This is a genomic window from Paenibacillus sp. J22P90 (assembly GCF_059692195.1).
Map to the genome: position 1 here is coordinate 19,430 of NZ_JCAUAY010000014.1, position 23,664 is coordinate 43,093.

Genomic DNA, 23,664 nt, shown 5'->3' on the forward strand with positions numbered 1-23,664 from the left:
ACGGAGGCTCACTCATATGCAATCACAATCCAAAGAATTGCTATTCCACATCGAAAAGTGGCTCAGAGAAAAAGATCAACTCATCTACAGACCTATCGCAACCGTCGATTTTCAATATACGCTTGTTAATCAATGGCTTCCCTACGAGGAAGCAATAGCAGGCTCGTTCCAAGCCATTGAACCCGGCACGCAATGGGGCATTAACTCGCACTACGGCTGGTTCAAAGCCACAGTAGCCATAACGCCCGAGTGCGCTGGCAAACGTGTAGAGCTTCATTTTAACATTGGCGGTGAGAGTACGATTTATGTCAATGGAAAGCTGGCTGGCGCTAGCGATTTGCAGCATACCGGCGTCACACTATCACGAGATGCCTCCAGCGGAGACGTGTACGAGATCCTTACTGAAGTCTACGCAGGCCATGATCGTCCATTGCCAGTGTACGGCACCTCACAGCTTGTCATTGTTAACGAAGAACTGTATCAGTTCTTCATCGACCTGCAAACCTTGCTGCAGCTTCGCAATGGGCTCGACTCCGCATCCCTACGCGTTAGCGAGATCGATAAAGGCTTCCGCAAGCTTATCACGACGTTGGACTGGGGAACCCACGACAACAGCGACTATGCTGGACTTGCGAAGTTAGCCCACCAAGGACGCCAAATTTTGAAACCGCTGCTAGATTGCGTGAATGGTTCTACGGCTCCAAAGCTGTATATGATGGGTCAATCCCATCTAGATATCGCGTGGTTATGGCCGATTGAAGAGACCAAACGGAAAATTGCCCGCACCTTATCCAACCAGATGGCGCTTCTGGATCAGTATCCGGAGTATAAGTATGTGCAGAGCCAGCCGTATTTGTTCCAAATGGTGAAAGAGCTATACCCTGAACTGTTTGAACGCATGAAACGTTACGTTGCGGAAGGCAGAATCATTCCGGAAGGCGGCATGTGGGTTGAGCCGGATACGAACATCCCGAGCGGTGAAAGTCTAGTTCGTCAATTCCTATACGGCAAGGCGTTCTTCCGTGAACAGTTCGGCGTAGATAATGAAATGCTGTGGCTGCCAGACGTGTTTGGCTATTCGGGAAGCTTACCGCAAATTATGCGGAAGAGTGGTATTCGTTATTTTGCATCGGTCAAAATGTATCAAACCTACGACAACGTAGCGGATCCGTTCCCCTACAATACGTTTACGTGGGAGGGGATTGACGGCTCGACCGTCAATGTCCACTTGCTGGATTATGGTCCATTCCCGAATCCAACGGATGCAGCGTATGTCCTCCTCCAGTGGAATGAACGTATTCAAAAGCAAGACATTTCCACCCGACTCGTACAATTCGGATACGGGGACGGGGGCGGCGGCGCGAATCGCGACGACTTGGAATTCCTACGAAGATTGGGCAACCTGGAAGGTGCGCCACAGACGGAGATCGCTTCGCCGATCGATTATTTTGAAGATGTACAGCAGCGTGGAATGCCAGATAGCCACTATGTTGGGGAGCTTTACTACCCTGCGCACAGAGGAACGTTCACCAGCCAAGCGAAGATGAAGAGCGGCAATCGCGCTGGGGAATTTGCATTAAGAGAGGCAGAGCTGTGGAATGCGATCGCATCTAAATTACATGGCCATACCTATGCCCAACAATCCTTAGCCGAAACATGGCGTAATCTACTGCTGCTGCAGTTCCACGATATTTTGCCTGGGACATCAATTACCAGAGTACACGTGGAGGCGGAGAAGGCCTTCGAAGAAGTATTGGATTCGGCAACTAAATTAACAAACGAAGCATTAACGGCACTGGTATCGTCTACTCGTGAAGGACAGTCGCTCTTTAACTCCTTAGCGTGGGATCGCTCGGCGATCGTGGAGTTGCCAAACAGCGACGGCCGAGACAACAAGCTTCCAAACTCGCAGGTACATGGCGGCAAAACGTATGTCCAAGTGGAGCTTCCAGCTATGGGCTATACCACCGTAGATACAGCAATTAACCGCAAGGAATCCGTCATCAGTAACGAGCTTTCAGCAACACCGACATCTCTAGAAAATCAATGGCTGAAACTTAGCCTCAACGAATATGGTGAAATCACCAGCATTATCGATAAGGAAACAGGCGAGGACTGGTCCAACGGATTAAGCAATCAATTCCTTATGTATCGCGATCAAACGTCGAATTACGATGCGTGGGAAATCGACCGCCGATACACAGAATCACCGATTGAGCTGAGCGAAAAAGCACGGATTACCGTGCTGGCGGAAGGTCCTCTTTTCGCAACTATACTTGTCGAGCGCACGTTAAATCAATCCACACTTACGCAAGAAATCCGCTTAGAAGCGGGAAGCGGACGTGTTGATTTCCGTACAAAAATCATGTGGAAAGAGAAGCACAAGCTGCTGAAGGTTGGTTTTCATGTGAACCTGCACAGTCATGAGGTGCTGAATGAGATTCAATTCGGTTATGCGAAAAGACCAACGCATTTCTCACGCCTCCACGACGCCGACCGATACGAAGTCAATCAACACAAATGGTCCGCGCTGGTAGAAGGAGACCGCTGCTTCTCCCTTTTAAATGATAGTAAATATGGGATGAATGCTGCAGGGAAGCAAATGAATTTAACCCTGCTGCGCGCTCCGATGTACCCGGATGATCGAGCAGATGAAGGCTTGCATGAGTTTACGTATGCGATGCATGTTTGGAATAAAGGCTTCATGAGCAATCCGGTCATTCAGGAAGCTTACGAATTGAACAGTCCTGTCGTAGCTGCTGCAGGCACCGTGCACCAACCGTTCAGTCTCATGAGCTGCGATCGCGCGAACATCATCCTGGACACCGTCAAGCTTGCTGAAGATGGCTCCGGTGATTGGATCTTAAGAGCGTACGAAGCTAAAGGCGCAACGACACGCTGCTCACTCCACTTGGGCATAGCCGTCACACAAGCGTGTGAAACCGACATGCTGGAACAGGATGTCATCATGGATTACGGCGATCGAACAGGCACCAGCACCCTGGCGTTATCCTTTACACCTTTTGAAGTAAAAACGATTCGAATTAAATAATCATCACTGTCCGAGAAAGTCCCTATGATGCAAATCAGTAGGGACTGTTCCCGTTGAAACGGTTATAATAAGGTGCATGGGATTCGTGCCTACGATTGATTAGACAGAAAGGGGAGCTGGCATGAAGCTTTGGCGAATCGTTCAGGAAAAGAAGTATTTGCTGCGCATTTTTTTATGGATCAACTGCATGATGCTGCTCATTTTACTTTCATTTTCCAGCCTTATCTATGTGAATGTTGAGAAAAATGTGTTTCAAAGCGAATACGAGGGAAGCCAGAAGGTCTTGTCTCAAATGAAGTACAATATCGATTATTTGGACACGATGATCAGCAAGCTTACCTTTTCTACCTATGGAAATAATGACGTCAAGGCGCTCATGTATTTGAATGACGAAGAGACGTATGATCATATGAATACGATTAATAAATTGAACGCGACCGTCGTCGCCAATTATCCGTTCGTTCAATCGGTCTATGTCTATAACAACCATAAGAAGATGTATTATTCGACGTTCGGTGATTTGTACCATAAGGATGCCGAATTAGATAAGGTTCTCGCGGAGAATCCGCATATTACCCCGTTAAAGGCGATTGTGCGGAAAATGCAAACCGGCGGCAGCGCTGCGAACCCAACCTATGATACCGTGCTGAGTTATATCATGTTTGAAAATGTGGATGAAAAAGGCGTGATGGACGGCGCCATCATTCTGAACGTGAAATTGGACTGGCTCGTCGATAACATTCGCACGATTAACCAGTTTGATTCGCGAACGCAGAGCGATTTATATATTTTAGACAATAAGAAACAGTTCATTGAAACCGATACCAACCATTTGATTGCTGAAAATGCTTCGGCCGTTACGATCAAGCAAGCTTTCGAAACGTCGGTCTCCCAAGATCGGATGCAAGCGGGGGAGCCTGCTGGATTTTATGAGTCGAAAGTGAATGGTGAGAAGTTCATCATCTCGTACATCTATCTGGAAAACACAGGCTGGACGTTGTTGGAAGCGAAGCCGTATAAAGAAGTGTACGCAAATTTGAAGCAGCTGATGGATACGATTTTGTTAATTACGGGTGCAGTATTAGTTGGGGCGTTGATCCTAACCTTATCCGTCTCTCGTGGCATTTATCGACCAGTTAAAAGGCTCATGGAACAAACATCGCTATCTGGAGCTGGAAAGGATGGGTTCCTGAAGCCTGGGGTGAAGGATGAGTTTTCGTATTTGACCGAGGTATATCGCAAGTCCAGAGAGCAGTTGTATGAATATAATTTGGAAAAGAACAATAATACAAGCATTATGAAGATTTACTTTTTGAAGAAGCTGATGGCCGATAGCTACAGTATGAATGCTGCGGAGTTTGAGGATGTTTTGCGGTTGCTGAATGACGCTTTAACGAAGGATAAGCCGTTCTTGATCTGCGTTCTGCGCATCGATGAGTACAAAAAATTCCTTAGCCATAAAAGCTTGGCTGAAAGAGAACTGCTGCGCTTTGCGATTGCGAACGTCACGACGGATGCACTATCTCAGATGAGTGTTGCTCAAACCGTGGATATGAAAGACGACTCGTTCACCATTTTATTGAACACGTCTGATGGTCAAGAGGACTCCGTGGAACAGGTGGAACAAGCGCTGCAGGAAGCGCAAAACTACATTCAGAAGCACTATCATATCTCTTTTTCGGCGACGGTTAGCGATGTCATTACGGAGTATACGGCGATTGCCGCTGCCTATAACCATACCTTGGCGAATAGCTCTTATCGGTATGTGTTTGGCACGAAGTCTGTGATCACCCAAGATCGGATCGATAGGAATATGGGGAATGTGGATGTCGAGCAAGTGTTGGAGATGGTAAGCAAATTTACGGATGCGGTGCCGAAGGGGAATGGGGTCAAAACAGAAGAAAAACTGCGCGATGTGTTCGCGCTGATCCGGAAGCTGGACTACGGCAGCATCATGTTGGTGAGCATGCAGGTTGTGCATCATTTGAAGAAGACGATTTTTGAAATGAACCGTACGAGTAAGGAGCCGATTGCTGTTCCGTCCAGACTCATGAGCCGTGAGTTGTACGAGGAGGAGACGATTGAACAGTTTGAAGGACTTTTGCTGGAAGCGGTACGTGCTATTCACAGCGAAGGGGAAGAAAAAGGCATCCAAGGCAACCAAGTCGTTGCCGATACGATCAAGGAAATCATTGACTCCAACTATTTCGATTCTTCCCTCTCTGCGGCAAGTATTTCTGACATGATGAGACTGCCTGCTTATAAGCTGAGCAAAATATCCAAGATCCACCTCGGGATGTCGATTCCCGAATATATTAATCAAGTGAAGCTGCACAAAGCGGTGGAATGGATGGAGAACTCCAAGCTCAGCATCCAGGAGATTATGCAGCGCGTGGGTGTTGAGAACGAGAGTTATTTTTATAAACTGTTCAAGGCCAAGTTTGGGATGACGCCGAGGGAGTATATGGCGAAGCGGACGCGGTAGTATAAGGAAAAAAGCCTCGGTTGACCATCATTAATGGACACCCGGGGCTTTTTATTATGTTGTAAAGTCTTATTTAATTGTGTATGGCAATTTAAATGTCCAGAGAAGTGTACCATTTTCTGGGCTTGTGCTGTCGATACCGAAATCGTTATCGTTCGTGATCGCAAGTGTATCGCCATTGATGAGCGAAACACCTTCAATTTTCTCGTAAGGGAACTTGAATTGCACGGCATCCAGTACGGTTCTCTTCGTTGTAGGCAGAATACCAGTTGCTTTCAGATCTGCCGTTGTCATTTGCTCAATCGTTTTACCTGTTGCTGCGGAAGTGTCGTATTTACCAAGAATATTGGTAGCTGTTGAAAGGTCAATGGCATAAATGCGCTTCAACTGTGCTTTATCGCCAGAGAATTTATCCCGCTCATCGATTAACAGCGTATTCTCGTTCACGACAACCATATCGGAGATTACGATATCTCCTTGAGCCAGCTCTTTAAATTGCTTCGCATCTTCAAGGACGTATACAAACTCAGCAACCGGGTTAAGCGTCGCAAGATCAAACTTAATAATCCGCACCTGACGTGAATTGTCCATTGCTTTATCCGGATTACGAAGCGCATTTTGCATCGCCATGAACATATATTTGCCATCAGGCGTAATCCCAACAGCTTCAGCTCCGCGGTTTTGGCGCAGTTTGTTGTATACTTCTGGCAGCGTCTCACGAGATGGCACAAGCGGAGCGGACGCCTGACTTGCCCAACCTTTAGGCACAATACGCTCGATGATCGTGCCATCGCGTTTCACATGGACTATTGAAGGACCGTACTCATCGGAAATCCAGAAAGTATCATCTTTCGGATTGTAGGCCAAGCCTTCGATATCAAGTCCGTATGGATCGTAAGCGAGTACCTTCTCGCCTTTCGCATCATAAGGCTCTTCGTCGCGCCCTTTAATATTTGGAAGCCCGGTAATCGTTGCTTTGCCTGAAACAGGGTCTACACCTGCGAGCTTCAAAGGGAACTTGTCTAAAATGTTGATTTCACCTTTACTAACCTCGATTTTATAAATCGTTGGTATGTAGTCTGGAAGCGGGAACGTGCGCACTGTTTTACCATTAATCGTCGGTTGGCCGTTTGGTCCGCGATCTGCTGTCGTATAGAACACATTATCAGGGTCACCTGGCAGGTGCGTTAACGAGGAGCCTACGCCCATTTTAATGCCTTCGGCAAGATTGGGTGCCTTAAGCTCGTATTTACCAGTCAAAACAGGCTTGTCCGTCAAAGATACACTGCTGCGGAACTCATCCCAATCGACATATTTGCCCATGGCTTCAGAAAGTGCGCGAACTGGCATGTACAAGCTGCCGTCCAAATTGACTGCCGGTGCTGATGGCTTAATCACTGCTCCATTGCTTGAATACGTTACATTTTCGGAGGTTACCCCGTTTACTTGCTGAGCCGTTACTGTTCCAGAAACCGCCACAGGAAGAGTAAGCAGTAAAGATGTTAACACGATCCATTTACGTTTCATTCGTAGTCATTCTCCCCTCGGTATTGTCCGCATTTTTCTTAACTTCTTACTTATACCAAAGTTATGTATGGGGCATGTAAATGGCATATTGCGAAATTGTAAATTTTTGCATAAGAGCGATTGTGATATACTGTATATGTGATATACATTTTCGGCATGCAAGGATGATGGAGGATTATGAGGATAGATGATGAGATTGATGAGGAAGTTATACAGAGCTTACCCTCAGGGGTAGCCCTGAGTTGGGGATTTATTAAGCAGCCTAGCAGGGGCCCGAAAGGCGAGCTTAGTATTAAGAAAATTGTGGACGCAGCCATCGTCATTGCGGATCGGGACGGTCTTGCGGCGGTTTCGATGAGCAGAGTCGCACAGTCATTGGGGTTTACGACGATGTCCTTGTATCGCTACATCACAAGCAAGGAAGACTTGCTCGTGCTGATGCAGGATGCCGTCTGCGATATTCCAATTCCACCGGAAGTAGCGGGTAAGCCGTGGCGCGAGGAAATAGGGGAATACGTCTGGGCTTGCGTAGATGTGTTTCGGAAGCATCCGTGGTATGGCGATATTCCGATTACGAGCGTTCCCCTTGCGCCAAATAATCTACAAGTGATCGACTGGATGCTGCGGATTATGCGGGATTTCCCGCTGAACGATTTCGAGAAAATGTCGTTCCTATTGCTCGTAAGCAGCTATGCTAGAGCATGCGGCCTGATTGCACGGGACATGGACAAGGCCATCCGCGATGGCGCGAGTCCGGAAGCATTCAGCGGCATCAACTATGGTGCTGCACTCAAGCAGTTGGTTAAGCCGGATCGTTTCCCCAATCTGTATCCGATACTGATGGCCGGTGCTTACACGGATGAGGTGGAGAATCCGATCGGTAACGATTTGGATTTTGGGCTCGAGCGGATATTGGATGGGATCGAGGAGTACCTGCGGCGGAAATAGTGGAGTAGGGGAAAGTTGATAAAAAAACGGCTGTCCGCAAGTAAAGGGATCTACTTGGGAGGGCCGTTTTTTATTAGAAGCTATTCATGTGGCTGCGAAAAATGCAAAAGTGCAACCTTTGTTATCGAGTAAACCTCGCGATCTGAAATGCGTGCGAAAATGCAACTATTTTGCTCGAATTCACCCTTTGGGCACCTTTTCGGGGCAAAAGGATGCCTTTTTGCACTTATTTATCTCGTTTGAGCTGTTTTCCCCGAAAATAAGTGTACTTTTGCATTTTTGGACGATGTTCCCAGTAAGGAACACGACCTGCTCAGGGTGAGAAGCAAGCTCACTTCCCGCCCTTCCGACGAAAAGCCAGGATACACCAGCCGATGGCAACGATCAGCAGGACTGCGCACCAACCGATGGCCCACCAGCCATTGTTTAACACCGGCGTGCCGGTAAGCAGCGCACGGATCGTCTCGATCACCGGGGTGATCGGCTGATGATTGGCGAATCCTTGCAGCCACGACGGCATCGTGTTCGTTGGAACGAAGGCGCTGGAGAGATACGGGAGGAACAGCAGCGCAAAGCCGTATCCGCTGGCAGCGGAAGGGCTGCCCGTGACGAGACCTATCGCGGCGAACAGCCACGTAAAGGTCAGAATGAACAAGATGATGATGCCAATGGCTCCCAGCCAATCTATGAATGAGCCGTTCGGGCGGAAGCCGACGAGCAGGGCGACGCCGATGACGATACAAGTAGCCAGCAAGTTTCGTGCAAGGCTTGCCGCGACATGCCCCGTGATGACGCTTATGCTGCTGATCGGCATGGTACGGAAACGGTTGATAATGCCGTTGGTCATATCCGTGGCCACATCAACAGCTGTGCTGGATGAGCCGAAGCCTGCGCACAGAAGGATAATACCTGGTACGACATAGTTCACATAGTCGCCGCTCGGATCGAGTGCACCGCCGAAAATATAGGTGAACAGCAGCATTAACATCACAGGAAGCATGATGGCCATCATGAGCGACTCGACGTTGCGCAAGCTATGACGGAAGCTGCGTCCGATGAAGACAGTATTGGTCGAAACGAAAGACGCAGGTTTTGGTGCACTTTGAACTTTATTCACATTCATACAAAAGAAGCCTCCTTATGATCAGTTGTCGTTAACGCCAGAAAGACGTCGTCCATGCTTGGCTTGCGAATGAAGATGCGCGTACCCGGCGGGCACGAGCTGCCTAAATCGTTCAACGTTTGGCGAACATCCTGAACCGTGCCGCTCGTCGGGATGGACAGAATGACTTCGTCCAACTGATTCCTGAGCTCGATGACTTCGCCGCCAACACGAGCTTTTAAGGACTCGGCGGAGCCGGATGCGACGATGCGTCCGTGATTCAGCACCGCGATTTCGTCTGCAAGCTGATCCGCTTCCTCTAAATACTGCGTCGTCAACAGAATTGTCATGCCTTGCTGCTTCAGTCGCAAAATCGTCTCCCATAGAGCGCGACGGCTCACCGTATCTAAGCCCGTCGTAGGCTCATCGAGGAAGAGCACGGGCCGGTTGACGACAAGGCTGACAGCAAGATCCAGCCTACGGCGCATGCCGCCGGAGTAAGTTTTTACCCGCCTACCCGCCGCGCCTTCAAGCTCGAATTGCCTAAGCAGCTCGGCAGCTCGCAAGCGAGCCTCACTCGTAGATAAGCCGGACAAGCGGCACATCATGATGAGATTCTCTTGGCCGGTCAGCACCTCATCCACCGCAGCGAATTGACCTGTGAGCGAGATTGAGCGTCGCACCGCATCGCGGTCAGTGATAACGTCGTATCCTTCGATAAAAGCGTCCCCCGCATCTGGCTCAGATAGCGTCGACAGGATGTTAATTAATGTAGTCTTACCAGCACCGTTAGGCCCAAGCAACGCAAATATCGTACCTTTGCCCACCACCAGGTCGATGCCGTCTAAAACGGTTTGTTTGCCAAAGCTTTTGCGCAAGCCGCTTACTTCAATAGAATTCATAGTCATTCATTTGCCCCCGTCCTTTGAATTGTCGATCATACAAACAGTGTATTGCATACTCAGTTATTTATGATCGTTCTCAAGACCGATATTGCACTCCGTCGTGCGAATCATTCATTTTGCCTCAAACGCTCCCTGCACCCCGCAGAAACCCGCATTCTATAAGGGTTCGCCAAGCCTCGATTACGAAAAGTACAGTAGAAAATCAGCCGATTTTCAAATCGTACAGTCTATTTTAACCCCAGCAAAAATGAGCAGTATCCAATTCCCTACCTACTTTCGTATGATGAAATCGCAAAGAGGACGCAAGGCCATACAGACAGAGGGAGGTAGCATACTTGGGAATCTTCACAGCTTTACGCAAGGAATGGAAGCATCTCTGGAAGGCGAGAAGCTTGTTTCTAATCGGACTGCCGGCCATTATCGTGGTGTTTATCTTTTACTACTTGCCTATGTACGGTATCGTAATCGCCTTCAAAGATATCAACTACGCCAAAGGCATTTGGGGAAGCGATTGGGTAGGGCTGCATAACTTTAAGTTTTTCTTCAACTCACAAGATGCACTTAGGATTACACGAAACACACTGCTATTAAATGGATTGTTTATCGTGGTGGGTATGTCCTGCGCTTTAGTCATCGGGTTAATGCTGGCGGAATTGGGCCGAAGATGGGTGAAGCTGTTTCAGACAATCTTGTTCTTTCCTTATTTTCTATCGTGGGTCGTCGTAGGTTTCGTCAGCTACATTCTGCTGAATCCTACCTTCGGCGTGATCAATAAGACGTTGGAGCAGCTCCATTTTGCCCCGATCGATTGGTACAGTAAGCCGGGGTATTGGCCTATCATTTTAACACTCACCTACTTATGGAAAAATGTCGGCTACACCGCCATCATCTTCTTCACGGGACTGCTGTCCATCGATAACAGTTATTATGAGGCTGCTTCTATAGATGGCGCTTCGCGATTACAGCAAATTCGGAAGATCTCGATCCCGCTCATTTTGCCGCTGATTACGATGCTGTTTATGCTCAATGTGGGTCGCATCTTTTACTCGGATTTCGGATTATTCTACTTCGTCCCCCGGGATGCTGGGATGCTCTACCCGACGACAGATGTCGTGGATACGTATGTGTTCCGTTCGCTGCGGGTTGTGGGAGATTTGGGAATGGCTTCTGCGGCTAGCTTGTACCAGGCGGTTGTTGGTCTCATTTTAGTCGTAACGACCAATTTGCTGGTCAGAAAATTTAATAAAGAGAATGCGATGTTCTAAGGAGGAGGGTGGCGGTGAAATTATCTATCAAGAAAAAGTCAGAAAATAACTGGCTAATCATTCTATTCTTTATTATTCTATCCATGTTGTTCATCTATCCCATGCTGTACGTCATTTCGGTCTCACTCTCCTTCGACGGGGATATCGCCAAATATGGCTACAAGCTGATTCCAGAGCGGATTACGTTAGTCGCGTATTCGTATATTTTTCAAACGCCGAAGGCGCTGCTGCAATCCTATATGGTGACGATTTTTGTGACCGTTGTAGGAACCGTGTTAAGCTTGATACTCACTTCTTCCTTGGCGTATATTATGACTCGGAAGGATTATCGGTATAGTAAAATAACGAGCTACTTCGTATTCTTCACGCTGCTTTTTAATGCAGGACTGGTTCCGTCGTATATCGTAATGACCAGTGTTCTGCACTTGCAGGATACGATTTGGGCCTTAATTCTTCCTTATGGCGTCAGCGCTTGGTTTACAATGCTCATGAAGGGCTTTATGGATGGATTGCCGTTTGAAATTATTGAGTCAGCTAAAATCGATGGATCTTCCGAACTGAGCACTTTCGTGCGAATTGTTCTTCCGCTTTCGAAACCAGCCCTAGCGACAGTAGGTTTGTTCTACGCCCTGGCTTATTGGAATGATTGGTGGCTGGCGATGCTGTATATTCAAAATGAGAATCTGATTCCGCTTCAATACTACTTGCAGCGTATCATGTCTAATATCGAGTTTTTGACGAAAAATATGCAAGCGGGGATCAGCATTGATATGAGTGCGATTCCAGCTGAATCTTCCCGTATGGGGATTGCCATTTTGGCAGCTGGTCCGATGTTGTTCGCTTTCCCTTTCTTCCAGAAATACTTGATTAAAGGATTAACAGTTGGCGCTGTTAAAGGCTAGCTCCATGTAAGTTTCCCATCGTTTGTCAATCCGAATCCGGATCGGATGATAATAAATAGCTTCATTAGTACCAATTCGACCATGAAATCAGGAGGGTTCGATCATATGAAAAATAGAACAATTAAAGCGTTATCTCCCGTTATTGTAAGCTGCGTGTCCCTTTCTATGCTGCTCAGCGCTTGTGGTTCCAGCACGAACAGTTCTTCACCATCCCCAGCAGCCGCTACTACACCTGCATCTCCAGCGGCTTCGACAGCTGCTGCGTCCCCAGCAGCAACGGAGCTTAAACCATATGAAATTACTTGGTATTTGCCACAAAGCGTATTCCCTGATGCGAAGCTCGTTCAGGATGCGATGAGTAAGATTACCAAAGAGAAAATAAACGCAACATTGAACATCCAATTGGTTGATTGGGGTACGTACGATCAGAAAATGCAAGCGATTGCAGCTTCTGGCGAGAAAGCGGATCTGATCTTCACATCCAACTGGACGAATGACTACCTGCAAAATGTAAACAAAGGGGCATTCCTCGATATTACGGATTTGCTGCCGAAGTACGGTCCAGATATTCTGAAGCAAGTTCCTCCATCAGCTTGGGATGCGGCGAAAGTCAAAGGCAAGCTGTATGGGATCATCAATACGCAAGTTCTAGCTCGTACACCGGGTGTACTAATCAATAAAACTACATTGGACAAATATGGCTATAAAGCTGATCAGTTTAAGACATTGGCCGATTTGACACCATTTTTCGAAAAAGTGAAAGCATCTGAGCCTGATAAATATCCGTTCAGCTTAAAAGGTGATATGGATGTCATGGGCAACTACGGCAGCGCCATCGGTCTTGAATATTTTTCACAAAAGAACCCAGGTGTTGTTCGCATCGACGATGCTTCCTCCAAAGTTGTGAATCTGTATGAGACGAAGGAATTCACGGCCTTTTTGAAACAAATGCGCGAATGGTATTCCAAAGGCATTATTCGTAAAGATGCAGCAACGATTAAAGATACGAACTCCGATGAGCTGGCAGGCAAATATGTCTCCTCCACGTTCACGGTTATCAATCCAGATACAGCAGCTAACCAAGCGCAAAAATTCGGTGGCGGCAACGCAGCGAACGTAGCAGCGATCGAGTTCTCTAAGCCTTATATGAGCACAGGCTCCATTATTGCGACTATGACGGCGATTTCCCGCACATCCAAGGATCCAGCAAGAGCGATGATGTTCTACAATTTGATGTACTCCAATGCGGAACTATTCAATTTGATGAGCTATGGTATTGAGGGCAAGCACTATACGAAAGTTTCGGACGGTCTGATCAAAAAGATGGATAATGCGGGCTACTGGGTGGATTCCGGTTGGGAGTACGGCAACATGTTTAACTCGTACCGTACAAGTGAAACGCAGCCGAAATGGTTCCCAGCAGGTCCAGATAAGAACGCCGCAGCGATTCCTTCTAAAATTCTCGGCTTCTCTTTTGACCCAAGTAACGTGAAAAGTGAATTAGCGCAAACCGCATCCGTCGTGGACGAATTCTATGCGGGATTGATCACAGGTATTGCTGATCCAGATACAACATTGCCAGCGATGAATGCCAAGCTGAAAAAAGCAGGCTTGGACAACATTCTTGCTGAAATGCAGAAACAAATCGATGCTTGGAAAGCTTCAAAGTAGATGAATGAAAGCCGCTTCTCTTCTTTTTAGAATGATGATAGCGGCTTTTTTTTCTAAAAAATGTACTACGAATCAACAACAACGAGGAGGTTTTGTAATGAGAAAAGCATGGGTTGCTAGTTTGGCACTCATCGTAGCAAGTGTATCTGTGATCACAGCGGTTGGTGTACCGACAGCGAGCGCAGATTCGATCACCACCAATCATGCGCAAAGAATAGTAAGCGCATACAAAGGGACATGGACGTCACCGCCGACGGATAGCAACTTCGGCAACACGACCAATGCACCGCTGCTGGGGAATGGCGATATCGGTGCCGTCATGGTTGGCAATATCGATGCCATGACGATTGCGCTGGGCAAAAATGAGTTTTTCTCCGTGGCGGAGCATCAACTGAAGTCCATGGCCAGAATGGGCATAGCCGTATCAGGGATGTCCGGCGCGTCTTATCTGACCGAGCAAAAGCTAGCGAGCGCGCAGGTGGATGGCACTTTTTCTCTGTCAGGCAATACGATCAACACGACGAGCTGGGCGCAGTCGACTGATACGACGAACAATTTGTACCTGACGAAATTTACGTACACGGGCAGCGGATCCAAGACGGTCACCGTCTCGCTGGCAGCAGCGAATCAGAACACGTTTACAAGTACAGCAGGTTCCTCAGGGGATATTCTGTATCGTGACGTTCGGGCAGACAATACGGATACCGTGAATGGTATCACTACGGTTAAAGCTCGTGTGGCAACGAGAGTTATCGGGATAATGGGCACGATCACAGGTGGCCAGCTGCAATTCACCGTTACGCCTGGCAACACGTATACCCTCGCTACGAGTATTATGAGCAATAAGGATTCCTCAAATTATCAAGCGCTTGCGCTTAGCAATATTAACTCGAAGACACAAGGCGATATCGATACGTTGAAAGCAGCGCACCAGTCATGGTGGGAAAGCTTTTATAGTAAATCGTTCGTTGAAATTCCGAACAAAACGATTGAGAAGTCGTTCTACGGTTCGCTGTATTTGCTCGGAAGCAGCTCGCGAACAGGTGAAGCGCCTCCAGGTTTGTGGGGAGCATGGATTGCCCGAAACTCAGATTGGGGCGGGGATTATCATCTGAATTACAACACAGAAGCACCGTTCTATTTTGCCATGCCGACGAACCATGTTGAATTAGCGAATGCGTACGATAAACCCGTACTTGATTGGGTTCCGAAAGCCCAAACGGCAGCGACGAACGCTGGATATACAGGCGTGTATTATCCGGTGGGGATCGGTCCATTTACGATGGATACGGATGGCAATTATCATAATCAAAAAACAAATGCTGTGTTCGGCGCGACCGTGATGCTGGATCATTACTATTCAACGGCGGACACGACGTATGCGAATACGATTTATGGGTTTTTGAAAGAGGCAGCGAAGTTCTGGCAGAATTACTTGACGTGGGATGGTACTAGGTATGTAATCACGAACGATGCGCAGCATGAAGGTGATGCCTATCCGCAAACGAACGGCGTCATGTCACTTGGTTTGGTTCGTTATGTGCTTCAAGGTTGCGTGGACATCAGCACGGCGCTGGGCACAGATGCCACTTTGCGAGCAACTTGGCAAAATATCCTGAACACGCTCAGTCCGTTCCCGACGCAGACGAGAAACAGCCAGACGGTATTCCGCTATACAGAAGTGGGGCGGGATTGGAGCGGGGATAACGCGATTGGGATTCAGCACATTTATCCGGGACGTCAAATCGGCCTTTCCAGTAATGCCACGTTGATCCAAACGGCGAAGAACATGATCGGCCAGATGGCTCGCTGGACGGATGGCAACGGAACGAATACGTTTTACCCTGCAGCAGCACGGGTTGGGTACGATCCAGCGACGATTCTGACGCAGCTTAACTCTTTTGTCAGCAGCGCTAGTTATAACAATTTGCATATTAAAACGGGTGGCGGCGGCATTGAGAATTTCAACGTTGTGCCTGCAACTCTAGCAGAGATGATGCTGCAATCGTTCCAGAATAAGATTCGCTTATTCCCGAATTGGCCGAATGGTACGGATGCGAAATACGGTGATTTTCGTGCGGACGGTGCGTTCCTCGTTTCGAGCAGCAAGAAGAATAATCAAGTGGAATACGTTCGTATTATTAGTGAAAAAGACAAAACAGCCGTCGTTGCTAATCCATGGAGCGGGCAAACCGTGCGCGTTTATCGGAATGGTGCGGATGCAGGCACGATGTCGGGCGCAGATTTGACGATTACAACGTCGGTTAACGAGACGATCCACCTTGCACCAGACGGTACTTCTTTATCCACGATTACTACGGCGATGAACCAAGCGTTAGGGCAAGTGATTGTAGAAACCGTAATGGCAAACCCGACCAACAGTCCTGGTGGTGAAGAGAAGGAGAAAGCTTTCGATGGCTCATCCGCTACGAAATGGCTCGTTTTTGCTAATGCAGGTTGGATTCAGTATCGCTACAGCACTCCGAAAGTGATCAACAAATATGAGATTACGTCAGCGAACGACTCTCCAGCGCGGGATCCAAAGAATTGGACGCTGAAGGGCTCCAATGACGGAAACGTTTGGACGACGCTAGACACGCGAACTAACGAAACATTTGCAAGCAGATTCCAAGTAAAATCGTATACATTTACGAATAGCACGGCTTATACGTACTATCGCTTGGATGTCTCGGCGAACAATGGGGATACGTATTTGCAAATTGCGGAGATTAACTTCATCGCATCAACAACGACGCCAACGAATGTGGCTTTGAACAAGACGGTGACGGTAAGCGATGAAATTAATTCGACTGAGTCTGGAGCGAAAGGAATCGACGGCGTTGCCACCACCAAGTGGACATCACAGCCGATCAATCTTGTCCCAGGAGACAAATGGCTGAAAGTCGATTTGGGTACGAACTATGCGATCACCCGCTGGGTCGTGAAGCATGCCAGCTCGAATGGGGAAGCAGCGAGCTACAATACGAAGGATTTCAAGCTGCAGAAGAGCAGCGACGGTACGAACTGGACCGACGTGGATACCGTTACTGGGAACACAGCTGCGACAACGGATCGGAATGTAACGTCATTTTCCTCGCGTTACGTCAGGCTGTACATTACGACAACAGTTCAAAGCGATGCCGGCTACGCCGTGACGCCGGGCGATCGGAGTAATGCGCGGATCTACGAGTTCGAAGTGTACGGGAACTAGAGCGCATACGGGCCAAGCTGAATGATCAGGAGAGTGTCCTTTTATGGGACACTCTCTTTTTGAGATGTGTCAGGAACTTGACGCGGCAGTACCAGCCTATTGCGCAGGATGACGAGGCGTAAGAGGCTGGATGTGCAGCTGCCTGCGCAGAACGGCAATGCCCTTGATCTGCTGCGTCCGGTCTTTTTTGTTTAGCGTGCGCTCGATTTTACCGCAAAATGTGATTTCAAGCTTTTGGCTCTGTGTGTTGGCGATTTCGAGCTGCTTGATCACCGATCGGAACATCGGAGCAAACAATTTGATCCGAACAAATGTGTGCGTTTTATCGGGAGCATTCTGTGAAATCGGCGCTGTCTTGAGCACAATTTCCGCCCATTGCTGGCCATTACGATCAGGAAGCGGCTCGGAGATGCTGCTGAACGTCCCTCGCATGATGACGACATCTTTCGGCTTCGGAACTGAAAATTTGTTGTACAGTTGATCCCAGTTCTCCACATACATGTCCGACCATCGTGTAGTTGTCCCGAATATGCGGAGCTCTAAATCGTTAACGGCTATGTTGCGCTCCCATTCGTGCGCAATTTTGGATAAAGCTTTTGCTGAATGGATATAGTCGGAAAGCTTCTTCTCCGCCCGATCATAATCGCCTGGCTGCCCAATTGGAATAAGATCGTCTGCGAGCAGCTCCATCAGCCTATGTTTTAATTCGTTAGGTGCGGTGATCTTTATTTTAAAATCTTTATTTGTGATGACGCCGTGTGATCGGCTGGAGGGCAATTTGAGTCTCGCGTGCCTGCCCAAGTCGTACTCACACACTTCGCGATTAATCGTCCAATGTGTTTTCATCCCAATTTTGAGGTGAAAAAAATGAGGGATATACAACCCGTTTCGAAAATGAGCGTTTACAAAGGTAACGGGCACGCCACAGTATTCACAGGTCAGATCGTTTCGGAGCGCAGCGTCCAACTCGGCGTCTTCCGCAGTAATGCGCCTGCTTGTTGGGTGAATGGCTGAAAACATATGTAAATTCGATGACAAGTCAATGCCTCCCAAGTGTCGTATCATACCAATATAATACGTTATATGAAAAAAGCTCAAGTAATCCCTGAGCTTTTTTCAGCGTCTATTGATCATAAATGATTTGGTTGAATCCCGTGCATTCACGCAGGAAGTCGATAGGAGGACCGATACATGCTCGACCCTGTAAGATAATTCTAAAGTGACCATGAGCAATGTCGCCAAATTGCCCAATTAACTTCAATTCGGCGAGGAAAAGACCAAATTCTCCGCCAATAGCAAGTGTTGGATTTGCCAAACTGAGCGTGCCGCTGAAAACCTCTGCCCCAAATACTTTGAGCGTTCCTTTAATCGTCAGTCCTTTGGGATCAACATCTAGTTCTAGGCTTAAACCTGGAATTAAACGCACAGGGATACAAACATGACCTTGCGGGCATCTGGTAATCGGAGGGAGCAGTAAATTGTTAACGATGCGCTGCGTAAGTGTAAGGTTTTTGAATATCTTTTTTAGCTGCTTAAGAATGATACGCAATTTCTTCTTCGTTTCGGCATTATATTTACCGAACTTATAAAGACGAGCAACCATTTTAAAATTCATAACAACGTTTCGTTTAATCGTTTTTAACTGCATGATGATATTGTTTAAGTCTATGCTATTATTTTGTTTGCCTGAAAGAACGAGCTGCGTTCCGATCGTGTTCTGATTTATGAGAACTCTATTGTTGATAGCCTTCAGCTGTCTCATGATCTGCTGTAATAATGCATTCTTATTATTTTTGCATGAGCAGGTGTGTCGGAATTCATCTATTTTCTTTCTATTGAGAAGAACGCGAGTGTTAATCTCTATCATTTGTTTATAGATTTTGACGTAGACACGTTTATCCACTTGTTTAACTGCCAATGTTTTCACCCCCTTTTGCGGTACTATAGTATATGTGCAGTTTCCTATTTTGGTATAGGACAAGGACTGAGTGGGCTTGGAGGAATTAGCAGGATGGATGATTGGATAGGAATAATTGCCTAAAAAGGAAAGAAGCATGGTAAAATGAGGAAAGTAAATGGCAGAGAGAACGTTGCAGAATACTAACTTAAAGAATACTGATCAGAGGTGGACAATGAACAGCTCCAACGAAAAGCTCCAAGGCATTAATTTACAAAGAATCATCGCATTTTTTATCGATCAAACTTGGATTTCCATCATAACGATCTTGCCGATTCTCCTCAACTTCAACTCTTTCATGGAAGATCCGAGTAGTCTTTTTAAGATATTCCCAATCGTTATGACGATAGCGTTCTGTCTTTATTTATTCAAAGATTGCTATAAAGGCGCAAGCATCGGGAAGCGAATTGCAGGACTCACGGTCAAATCGCTCGATGGCCAAGAGGTCCCAAAACTATTAAATTTAATTCTCAGAAATAGTTTAACTTTCATTTGGCCTATCGAACTAATATCCGTGTTAGCCAGCAAAGACGGGCGAAAACTTGGAGATCGCATCGCCAAAACAGCCGTATTTTCAACTGGGAAGAAAGTAAGCTTGCTGGTTAAAATTGTATTGCCTATTTGTGCATTTATTTTGTTTGTTGGTTTTACTTTCACAATGACAATCACATTGCTGAAGAATGATAGATCCTACGAGGTTTCAAAACAGTTTATTAGAGAGAATAGTGAAGTTCGATCTCAACTTGGAGAAGTTATTTCTTTTGGTTTCATACCAATGGGCAGCGTTTCCATAAGTAACGGTAGAGGCGAGGCTGATTTTACGATGAAGGTGAAAGGCGCGATGAAAAGTACTACGATCCGAATTCATTTAACGAAAGAGCCAAGCAGTGATTGGCAGGTAACGGATTACAAGTTGGAATAATTGAAGATAGTCTTAGAAGAGTTAAAACAGGAGATTAAGGACCACATGACGTTTTACAACCACTACCGGTACCAGTGGAATCTAAAAAGATGCCCTCTGTTCAATACAGAGATCATCTTCTTCAATATGCCTCGACTTTTTTGAGTGTCCTATACGAAGGGTACAGTTTAGGGATGGGCTTTTTGTCTTGAGCGATTAAATCGATAGGAAATGTCCACAAGTTCCAGTATATATTTTAAATCTTCCTTTTTAGCATAGCCCTCTTCTAGTTATTCATCCACACCGAGTCTATTGGTTCCACATATGTTGTGGGGGAATACACCAATTGAATGGAGGGAGGGATAGCTATGCCCGGACTAGTACGTACAATCAACGGAACGACCACCCTTTTTGCAACAGCTAGTATAAAATCTAAGCAAGAAGGCATTTTAAGCGCGAATATCGGATTGGTTACAAACGCCAGACGAGGTGTCTCCGAGATCTTGCTGAACATCACGCAGAATGCATGTAATCTAGCAACATTCAAAATACAATCTTTGAATCGTACAAGCAGTAGACTCAAAGCTTCCTTTGGAAAACAAGTAAAAGGTATCTCAAGTGCCAATTTAATTATCCAAGATAAAAACGGCAATATTTCGGCGAAAGGATTTATCAATAAGAAAGCAATCGTGCCCATTAGACTTGGATGCGGTTGCCAAACGGGGGGCTCTTGCTCGGGTACCCAAAAAATACGATTCAAAGACGGCACAACCTTGCATATCAGCATGGATAGATCTCTCCAACTTGCTCTAAAGCGACTATTTACTAAACTTGAGCGTGTGCTAATGAAGCTGATTCCGCAAAGAGGCAAACGAGCGACGATGGATCCTGATTGTAAAGCAAGATGTATTCAGATCGGAAATAATTGTAAGGCTGCATGCGGCATCTTCGCTGTCTTATGCACACCTATCTGTTTGAGTGCGCAGGCTGTTTGTATCATTAGCTGTTTGCCGACTTAGCGGCTGATTATGACTTGTTGTCTAGTATTTAAGAAATGCTTATATTCATGCGGCGGCCACAAGAAAAAGCGTACATCCCAACCAATTGGGATGTACGCTTTTTTCCATAATCAACCTACTCTAATTATCACAAGCTCCTTCGGCTGCACTTCCCCAGAAATCCTTCCAGACGCCACATGCAGATCAACAGGCTGCCCGTGCCAGATTTCAGCAACATCCTTCAATTCTGGGTAACCGTGTACCAACAATTCCCCAGCAATCGTCTCATCCTTATCGTTATACAGCGTGTAAATCACACTGGACTCATCATCACTTGGAAACATGTTGCAGTGTAAGCCAGCTTTCAATGTTGGATACAGCGGCAGCGGCTTGCTGCTTTGGAAGTTGGCTTTATTCGCCTTCCATAGCTGCTTCCATTTTTTAATCTGAGCTTTGTGCTCAGCATGATAAGGCAGCCAGCTGCCGAAAACATCCTGCCAGATGAGAATGCCTGTCCCGTTGAAGATCGCGCGCTTAATCAGCAAATCCTTACGGACGCCTACGTGCCAACGCGAAATAATCGGCGAGAAATGCTCCGTCATGACGTAGCGGAACGCGTCCACTTCAGGCATGGATTCTCTGTTTTTGAATTGATTCCAGGAACCTGTAATCAGCTTGATCTGATTCCGTTTCTTCGGACGGACCTCGGAACAGAAGACAAAGCCCGGCTTAACTTCGTTAATCGCTTCGCGGAACCCGTCAGGTACGCTGTCCATCGTATCGAGGAAAACACCGTCGATATCGGTTTCCCGAACCACCTCAACGATGCTGAAGGTAGACTGTTTGGGGGATTCGTCAAATCCAATGTCCCACGGCTTGAACGGGAGGAATACTTTGACGTCCTTTGCGTGAAACTTCGCAACCAGTTCCTTCAGTCCTGTCATGCCGCCAGGGAAATCTTCGAAAAACTGCCACTGATTTCGACGATCGACACCGAGGCGCGGGTATTGGTGCCACAGCAGCACCGAATCGTAACCGCCGAATGCCTCGCCTTCCGCTAGGAAGCGATCGACTTCAATCTCATTCGTTTCGAAGTTATAGATCTCTTTGCTATACAAGTAAGTGAAATGCTGAATAAATGTGTCCCTGTACCACTGCAGTTCAGGTCGCTTATACTCCTGAAAGTTAATCGGCATACGAGCTTCTTTGCGCCACGCACTGAAAAACTCCGTCCAGCCGTTATTAATAGCGGTGAATTTAATTTCCATCACATCCGCTAACACCTGATCAGGACGAAGCAGGAAGCGATGCTGCTGCAATTCGTTTAACGTCGTCCAAGGCTTCATGTCCATGTTGCGATTTTGGACCCAGATGAACCAATTTTCGTTCAAATTGGGAAAAGCTAAACTGAACCCCTGCTGTTGATTGGGGTGAAAGATACCAAGAGGCATGGTGAATTCAACATGCATTTGAACAATGCTGCTGCCATCACGCTTCGATTTCGGGTTCGATGGGAAGAAATAATGGTTCGCTTCTCCGTCGACAAGTTGAAGCTGAGCAAGATAAGGCATGCGCATATACACTTCGCGCGGCCCCCATTCATCCCATTCCGCTGCCAATTGGATCAGGAAACGGATCGACTGCTCCTCAAGATGGTGCAGAAGAATCATTTTCGCGAACAATCGGTTCTGCCCGAGTTCGACGCTAAGCTCGACGGATATCATTTCTTCCGTAAGATCGGAAACCGTATCAACCTTGCCAACCACCCATTGGCTAGCAGGAAGGGAATAACCACCCTCAACCTCCATGACGAATAATTCCCGCTGTTCGGCCGACAAAGCTTCGCGGACAGGAATCGCATTATGCTTCAATGAGTGCAAGCTGATGCCGTCGTTCACTTGAAGGGTGAAACCCATTTTTTCGTTTTCAATGGTGATGCATCCGGTATGATTATCTGTTCGTATCATGGTGAGCCTCCTTCACACAGCGGAATCCGACAGTTTCACAGCGATTCAAGCCTTCATTCAGCAATTGAAATTTCAGATGGAAATCGGTTGGATGCGGACCACCCTCGGCGTGCCAAGTATGCTGGGCTTTGTAGTAGGAGCCGCCGCGCAAGAAGGTGAATTTATGCTGTGCGTCATCCACGACATCTGCGACCCATTCCCATGTGTTGCCGCTCATGTCGAAGCAGCCGTACGGGCTTGCGCCCTCCGGATAGGCATCAACAGGCTGCGTATCCTGCCCTGCGTCATGGCAACGATCTGCCCCAAAAGCCGTGCCCCACGGCCATTTTAATTTGTGATCGCCGCCTGCCGCGAGCTGCCACTCGGTTTCGCTGGGAAGCCTGCTGCCATAGTGAGCAGCGTAAGCCTCAGCATCCCGCTGGCTGACCCAGATGACAGGATGATGTTCCTTGCCACTAGGCGGTTGCTTGTCCTGCCAATGCTTGAGAAAGTTGGTGTCATCGTCTGGCCAATATCCACTGGCATTGAGAAATTGTTGAAATTGGAGATTGGTCACAGGGAAGCGATCTATATAAAAGTCAGATACGGTCACGAATCGAGGACCGTGATCACATTGGCAGTCCCCTTCCATGATGCGGTGCTGCACGCGATAAATGTAGGATGTGCCTGGAATGAAAACGCGTTCATCGTAGTTTGTGTCATTTGCAATTGGAGTGGAAGTCATGGGTAATCGTCTCTCCCTTAGGACAAATTAGAATGAGCTTTGAAATACA

At 47.2% G+C, this 23,664-nt stretch carries 16 protein-coding genes; 9 read left to right on the top strand and 7 right to left on the bottom strand.

Annotation, left to right across the window (positions count from 1 at the left end; all coding sequences use genetic code 11):
- Nucleotides 1-16: 16 nt before the first annotated feature.
- Nucleotides 17-3,052: an alpha-mannosidase gene (locus AC58UX_RS30010; protein ID WP_497259676.1), complete on the top strand. Its 3,036-nt coding sequence runs from the start codon at nt 17-19 to the stop codon at nt 3,050-3,052.
- A gap of 121 nt (nt 3,053-3,173) precedes the next feature.
- Nucleotides 3,174-5,537: a helix-turn-helix domain-containing protein gene (locus tag AC58UX_RS30015; protein WP_497259678.1), complete on the top strand. Its 2,364-nt coding sequence runs from the start codon at nt 3,174-3,176 to the stop codon at nt 5,535-5,537.
- Between the two features lie 69 nt (nt 5,538-5,606).
- Here AC58UX_RS30015 and AC58UX_RS30020 read toward each other — a convergent pair whose 3' ends face one another.
- Nucleotides 5,607-7,064: an esterase-like activity of phytase family protein gene (locus tag AC58UX_RS30020; protein WP_497259680.1), complete on the bottom strand. Its 1,458-nt coding sequence runs from the start codon at nt 7,062-7,064 to the stop codon at nt 5,607-5,609.
- A gap of 177 nt (nt 7,065-7,241) precedes the next feature.
- On the opposite strand from AC58UX_RS30020, the gene AC58UX_RS30025 reads away from it, so the two are divergent.
- Nucleotides 7,242-8,012, top strand: coding sequence for a TetR/AcrR family transcriptional regulator (locus AC58UX_RS30025; protein ID WP_497259682.1), 771 nt, complete (start codon nt 7,242-7,244; stop codon nt 8,010-8,012).
- Nucleotides 8,013-8,343: 331 nt separating this feature from the next.
- Here the strand turns inward: AC58UX_RS30025 and AC58UX_RS30030 are convergent, their stop codons facing one another.
- Complete coding sequence (locus AC58UX_RS30030) at nt 8,344-9,135, bottom strand: ABC transporter permease (protein ID WP_497259684.1); 792 nt, start codon at nt 9,133-9,135, stop codon at nt 8,344-8,346.
- Nucleotides 9,132-10,022 carry an ATP-binding cassette domain-containing protein gene (locus tag AC58UX_RS30035; protein ID WP_497259686.1) on the bottom strand — a complete coding sequence of 297 codons (891 nt, stop codon included), beginning with the start codon at nt 10,020-10,022 and terminating at the stop codon, nt 9,132-9,134. The genes AC58UX_RS30030 and AC58UX_RS30035 overlap by 4 nt, the downstream gene beginning before the upstream one ends.
- Nucleotides 10,023-10,354: 332 nt before the next feature.
- Here AC58UX_RS30035 and AC58UX_RS30040 point away from each other — a divergent pair, with 332 nt between their 5' ends.
- The 4 genes from AC58UX_RS30040 to AC58UX_RS30055 all read left to right on the top strand — a co-directional run bounded on the left by AC58UX_RS30040 (nt 10,355) and on the right by AC58UX_RS30055 (nt 17,068).
- Nucleotides 10,355-11,284, top strand: coding sequence for an ABC transporter permease (locus tag AC58UX_RS30040; protein WP_497259688.1), 930 nt, complete (start codon nt 10,355-10,357; stop codon nt 11,282-11,284).
- Between the two features lie 14 nt (nt 11,285-11,298).
- Nucleotides 11,299-12,186 carry a carbohydrate ABC transporter permease gene (locus tag AC58UX_RS30045; protein WP_497259690.1) on the top strand — a complete coding sequence of 296 codons (888 nt, stop codon included), beginning with the start codon at nt 11,299-11,301 and terminating at the stop codon, nt 12,184-12,186.
- A gap of 105 nt (nt 12,187-12,291) precedes the next feature.
- Nucleotides 12,292-13,857 carry a DUF3502 domain-containing protein gene (locus AC58UX_RS30050; RefSeq protein WP_497259692.1) on the top strand — a complete coding sequence of 522 codons (1,566 nt, stop codon included), beginning with the start codon at nt 12,292-12,294 and terminating at the stop codon, nt 13,855-13,857.
- Nucleotides 13,858-13,954: 97 nt separating this feature from the next.
- Entirely contained in the window at nt 13,955-17,068 is a 3,114-nt protein-coding gene (locus AC58UX_RS30055; RefSeq protein ID WP_497259694.1) for a discoidin domain-containing protein, read from the top strand.
- Between the two features lie 96 nt (nt 17,069-17,164).
- Here AC58UX_RS30055 and AC58UX_RS30060 read toward each other — a convergent pair whose 3' ends face one another.
- On the bottom strand, nt 17,165-18,106 hold the full coding sequence (locus tag AC58UX_RS30060) for a hypothetical protein (protein ID WP_497259696.1): 942 nt from the start codon (nt 18,104-18,106) through the stop codon (nt 17,165-17,167).
- Between the two features lie 85 nt (nt 18,107-18,191).
- The gene (locus tag AC58UX_RS30065; RefSeq protein ID WP_497259698.1) at nt 18,192-18,986 is read right to left on the bottom strand and encodes a hypothetical protein; all 795 of its coding nucleotides are present in this window, start codon (nt 18,984-18,986) and stop codon (nt 18,192-18,194) included.
- 157 nt (nt 18,987-19,143) lie between these two features.
- Here AC58UX_RS30065 and AC58UX_RS30070 point away from each other — a divergent pair, with 157 nt between their 5' ends.
- On the top strand, nt 19,144-19,947 hold the full coding sequence (locus AC58UX_RS30070; RefSeq protein ID WP_497259700.1) for a cytochrome c oxidase assembly factor Coa1 family protein: 804 nt from the start codon (nt 19,144-19,146) through the stop codon (nt 19,945-19,947).
- Nucleotides 19,948-20,294: 347 nt separating this feature from the next.
- On the top strand, nt 20,295-20,945 hold the full coding sequence (locus tag AC58UX_RS30075) for a hypothetical protein (RefSeq protein WP_497259702.1): 651 nt from the start codon (nt 20,295-20,297) through the stop codon (nt 20,943-20,945).
- 110 nt (nt 20,946-21,055) lie between these two features.
- On the opposite strand, the gene AC58UX_RS30080 is transcribed toward AC58UX_RS30075, so the two are convergent.
- Entirely contained in the window at nt 21,056-22,891 is a 1,836-nt protein-coding gene (locus tag AC58UX_RS30080) for a hypothetical protein (RefSeq protein WP_497259704.1), read from the bottom strand.
- The gene (locus AC58UX_RS30085; protein ID WP_497259706.1) at nt 22,875-23,615 is read right to left on the bottom strand and encodes a formylglycine-generating enzyme family protein; all 741 of its coding nucleotides are present in this window, start codon (nt 23,613-23,615) and stop codon (nt 22,875-22,877) included. Before AC58UX_RS30085 ends, AC58UX_RS30080 begins: the two co-directional genes overlap by 17 nt.
- Nucleotides 23,616-23,664 lie beyond the last annotated feature (49 nt).

Coding starts and splice junctions, on each gene's coding strand:
- AC58UX_RS30010 (WP_497259676.1), top strand. CDS start 17: ATGCAATCACAATCCAAAGAATTGCTATTCCACATCGAAAAGTGGCTC.
- AC58UX_RS30015 (WP_497259678.1), top strand. CDS start 3,174: ATGAAGCTTTGGCGAATCGTTCAGGAAAAGAAGTATTTGCTGCGCATT.
- AC58UX_RS30020 (WP_497259680.1), bottom strand. CDS start 7,064: ATGAAACGTAAATGGATCGTGTTAACATCTTTACTGCTTACTCTTCCT.
- AC58UX_RS30025 (WP_497259682.1), top strand. CDS start 7,242: ATGAGGATAGATGATGAGATTGATGAGGAAGTTATACAGAGCTTACCC.
- AC58UX_RS30030 (WP_497259684.1), bottom strand. CDS start 9,135: ATGAATGTGAATAAAGTTCAAAGTGCACCAAAACCTGCGTCTTTCGTT.
- AC58UX_RS30035 (WP_497259686.1), bottom strand. CDS start 10,022: ATGACTATGAATTCTATTGAAGTAAGCGGCTTGCGCAAAAGCTTTGGC.
- AC58UX_RS30050 (WP_497259692.1), top strand. CDS start 12,292: ATGAAAAATAGAACAATTAAAGCGTTATCTCCCGTTATTGTAAGCTGC.
- AC58UX_RS30055 (WP_497259694.1), top strand. CDS start 13,955: ATGAGAAAAGCATGGGTTGCTAGTTTGGCACTCATCGTAGCAAGTGTA.
- AC58UX_RS30070 (WP_497259700.1), top strand. CDS start 19,144: ATGGCAGAGAGAACGTTGCAGAATACTAACTTAAAGAATACTGATCAG.
- AC58UX_RS30075 (WP_497259702.1), top strand. CDS start 20,295: ATGCCCGGACTAGTACGTACAATCAACGGAACGACCACCCTTTTTGCA.
- AC58UX_RS30080 (WP_497259704.1), bottom strand. CDS start 22,891: ATGATACGAACAGATAATCATACCGGATGCATCACCATTGAAAACGAA.
- AC58UX_RS30085 (WP_497259706.1), bottom strand. CDS start 23,615: ATGACTTCCACTCCAATTGCAAATGACACAAACTACGATGAACGCGTT.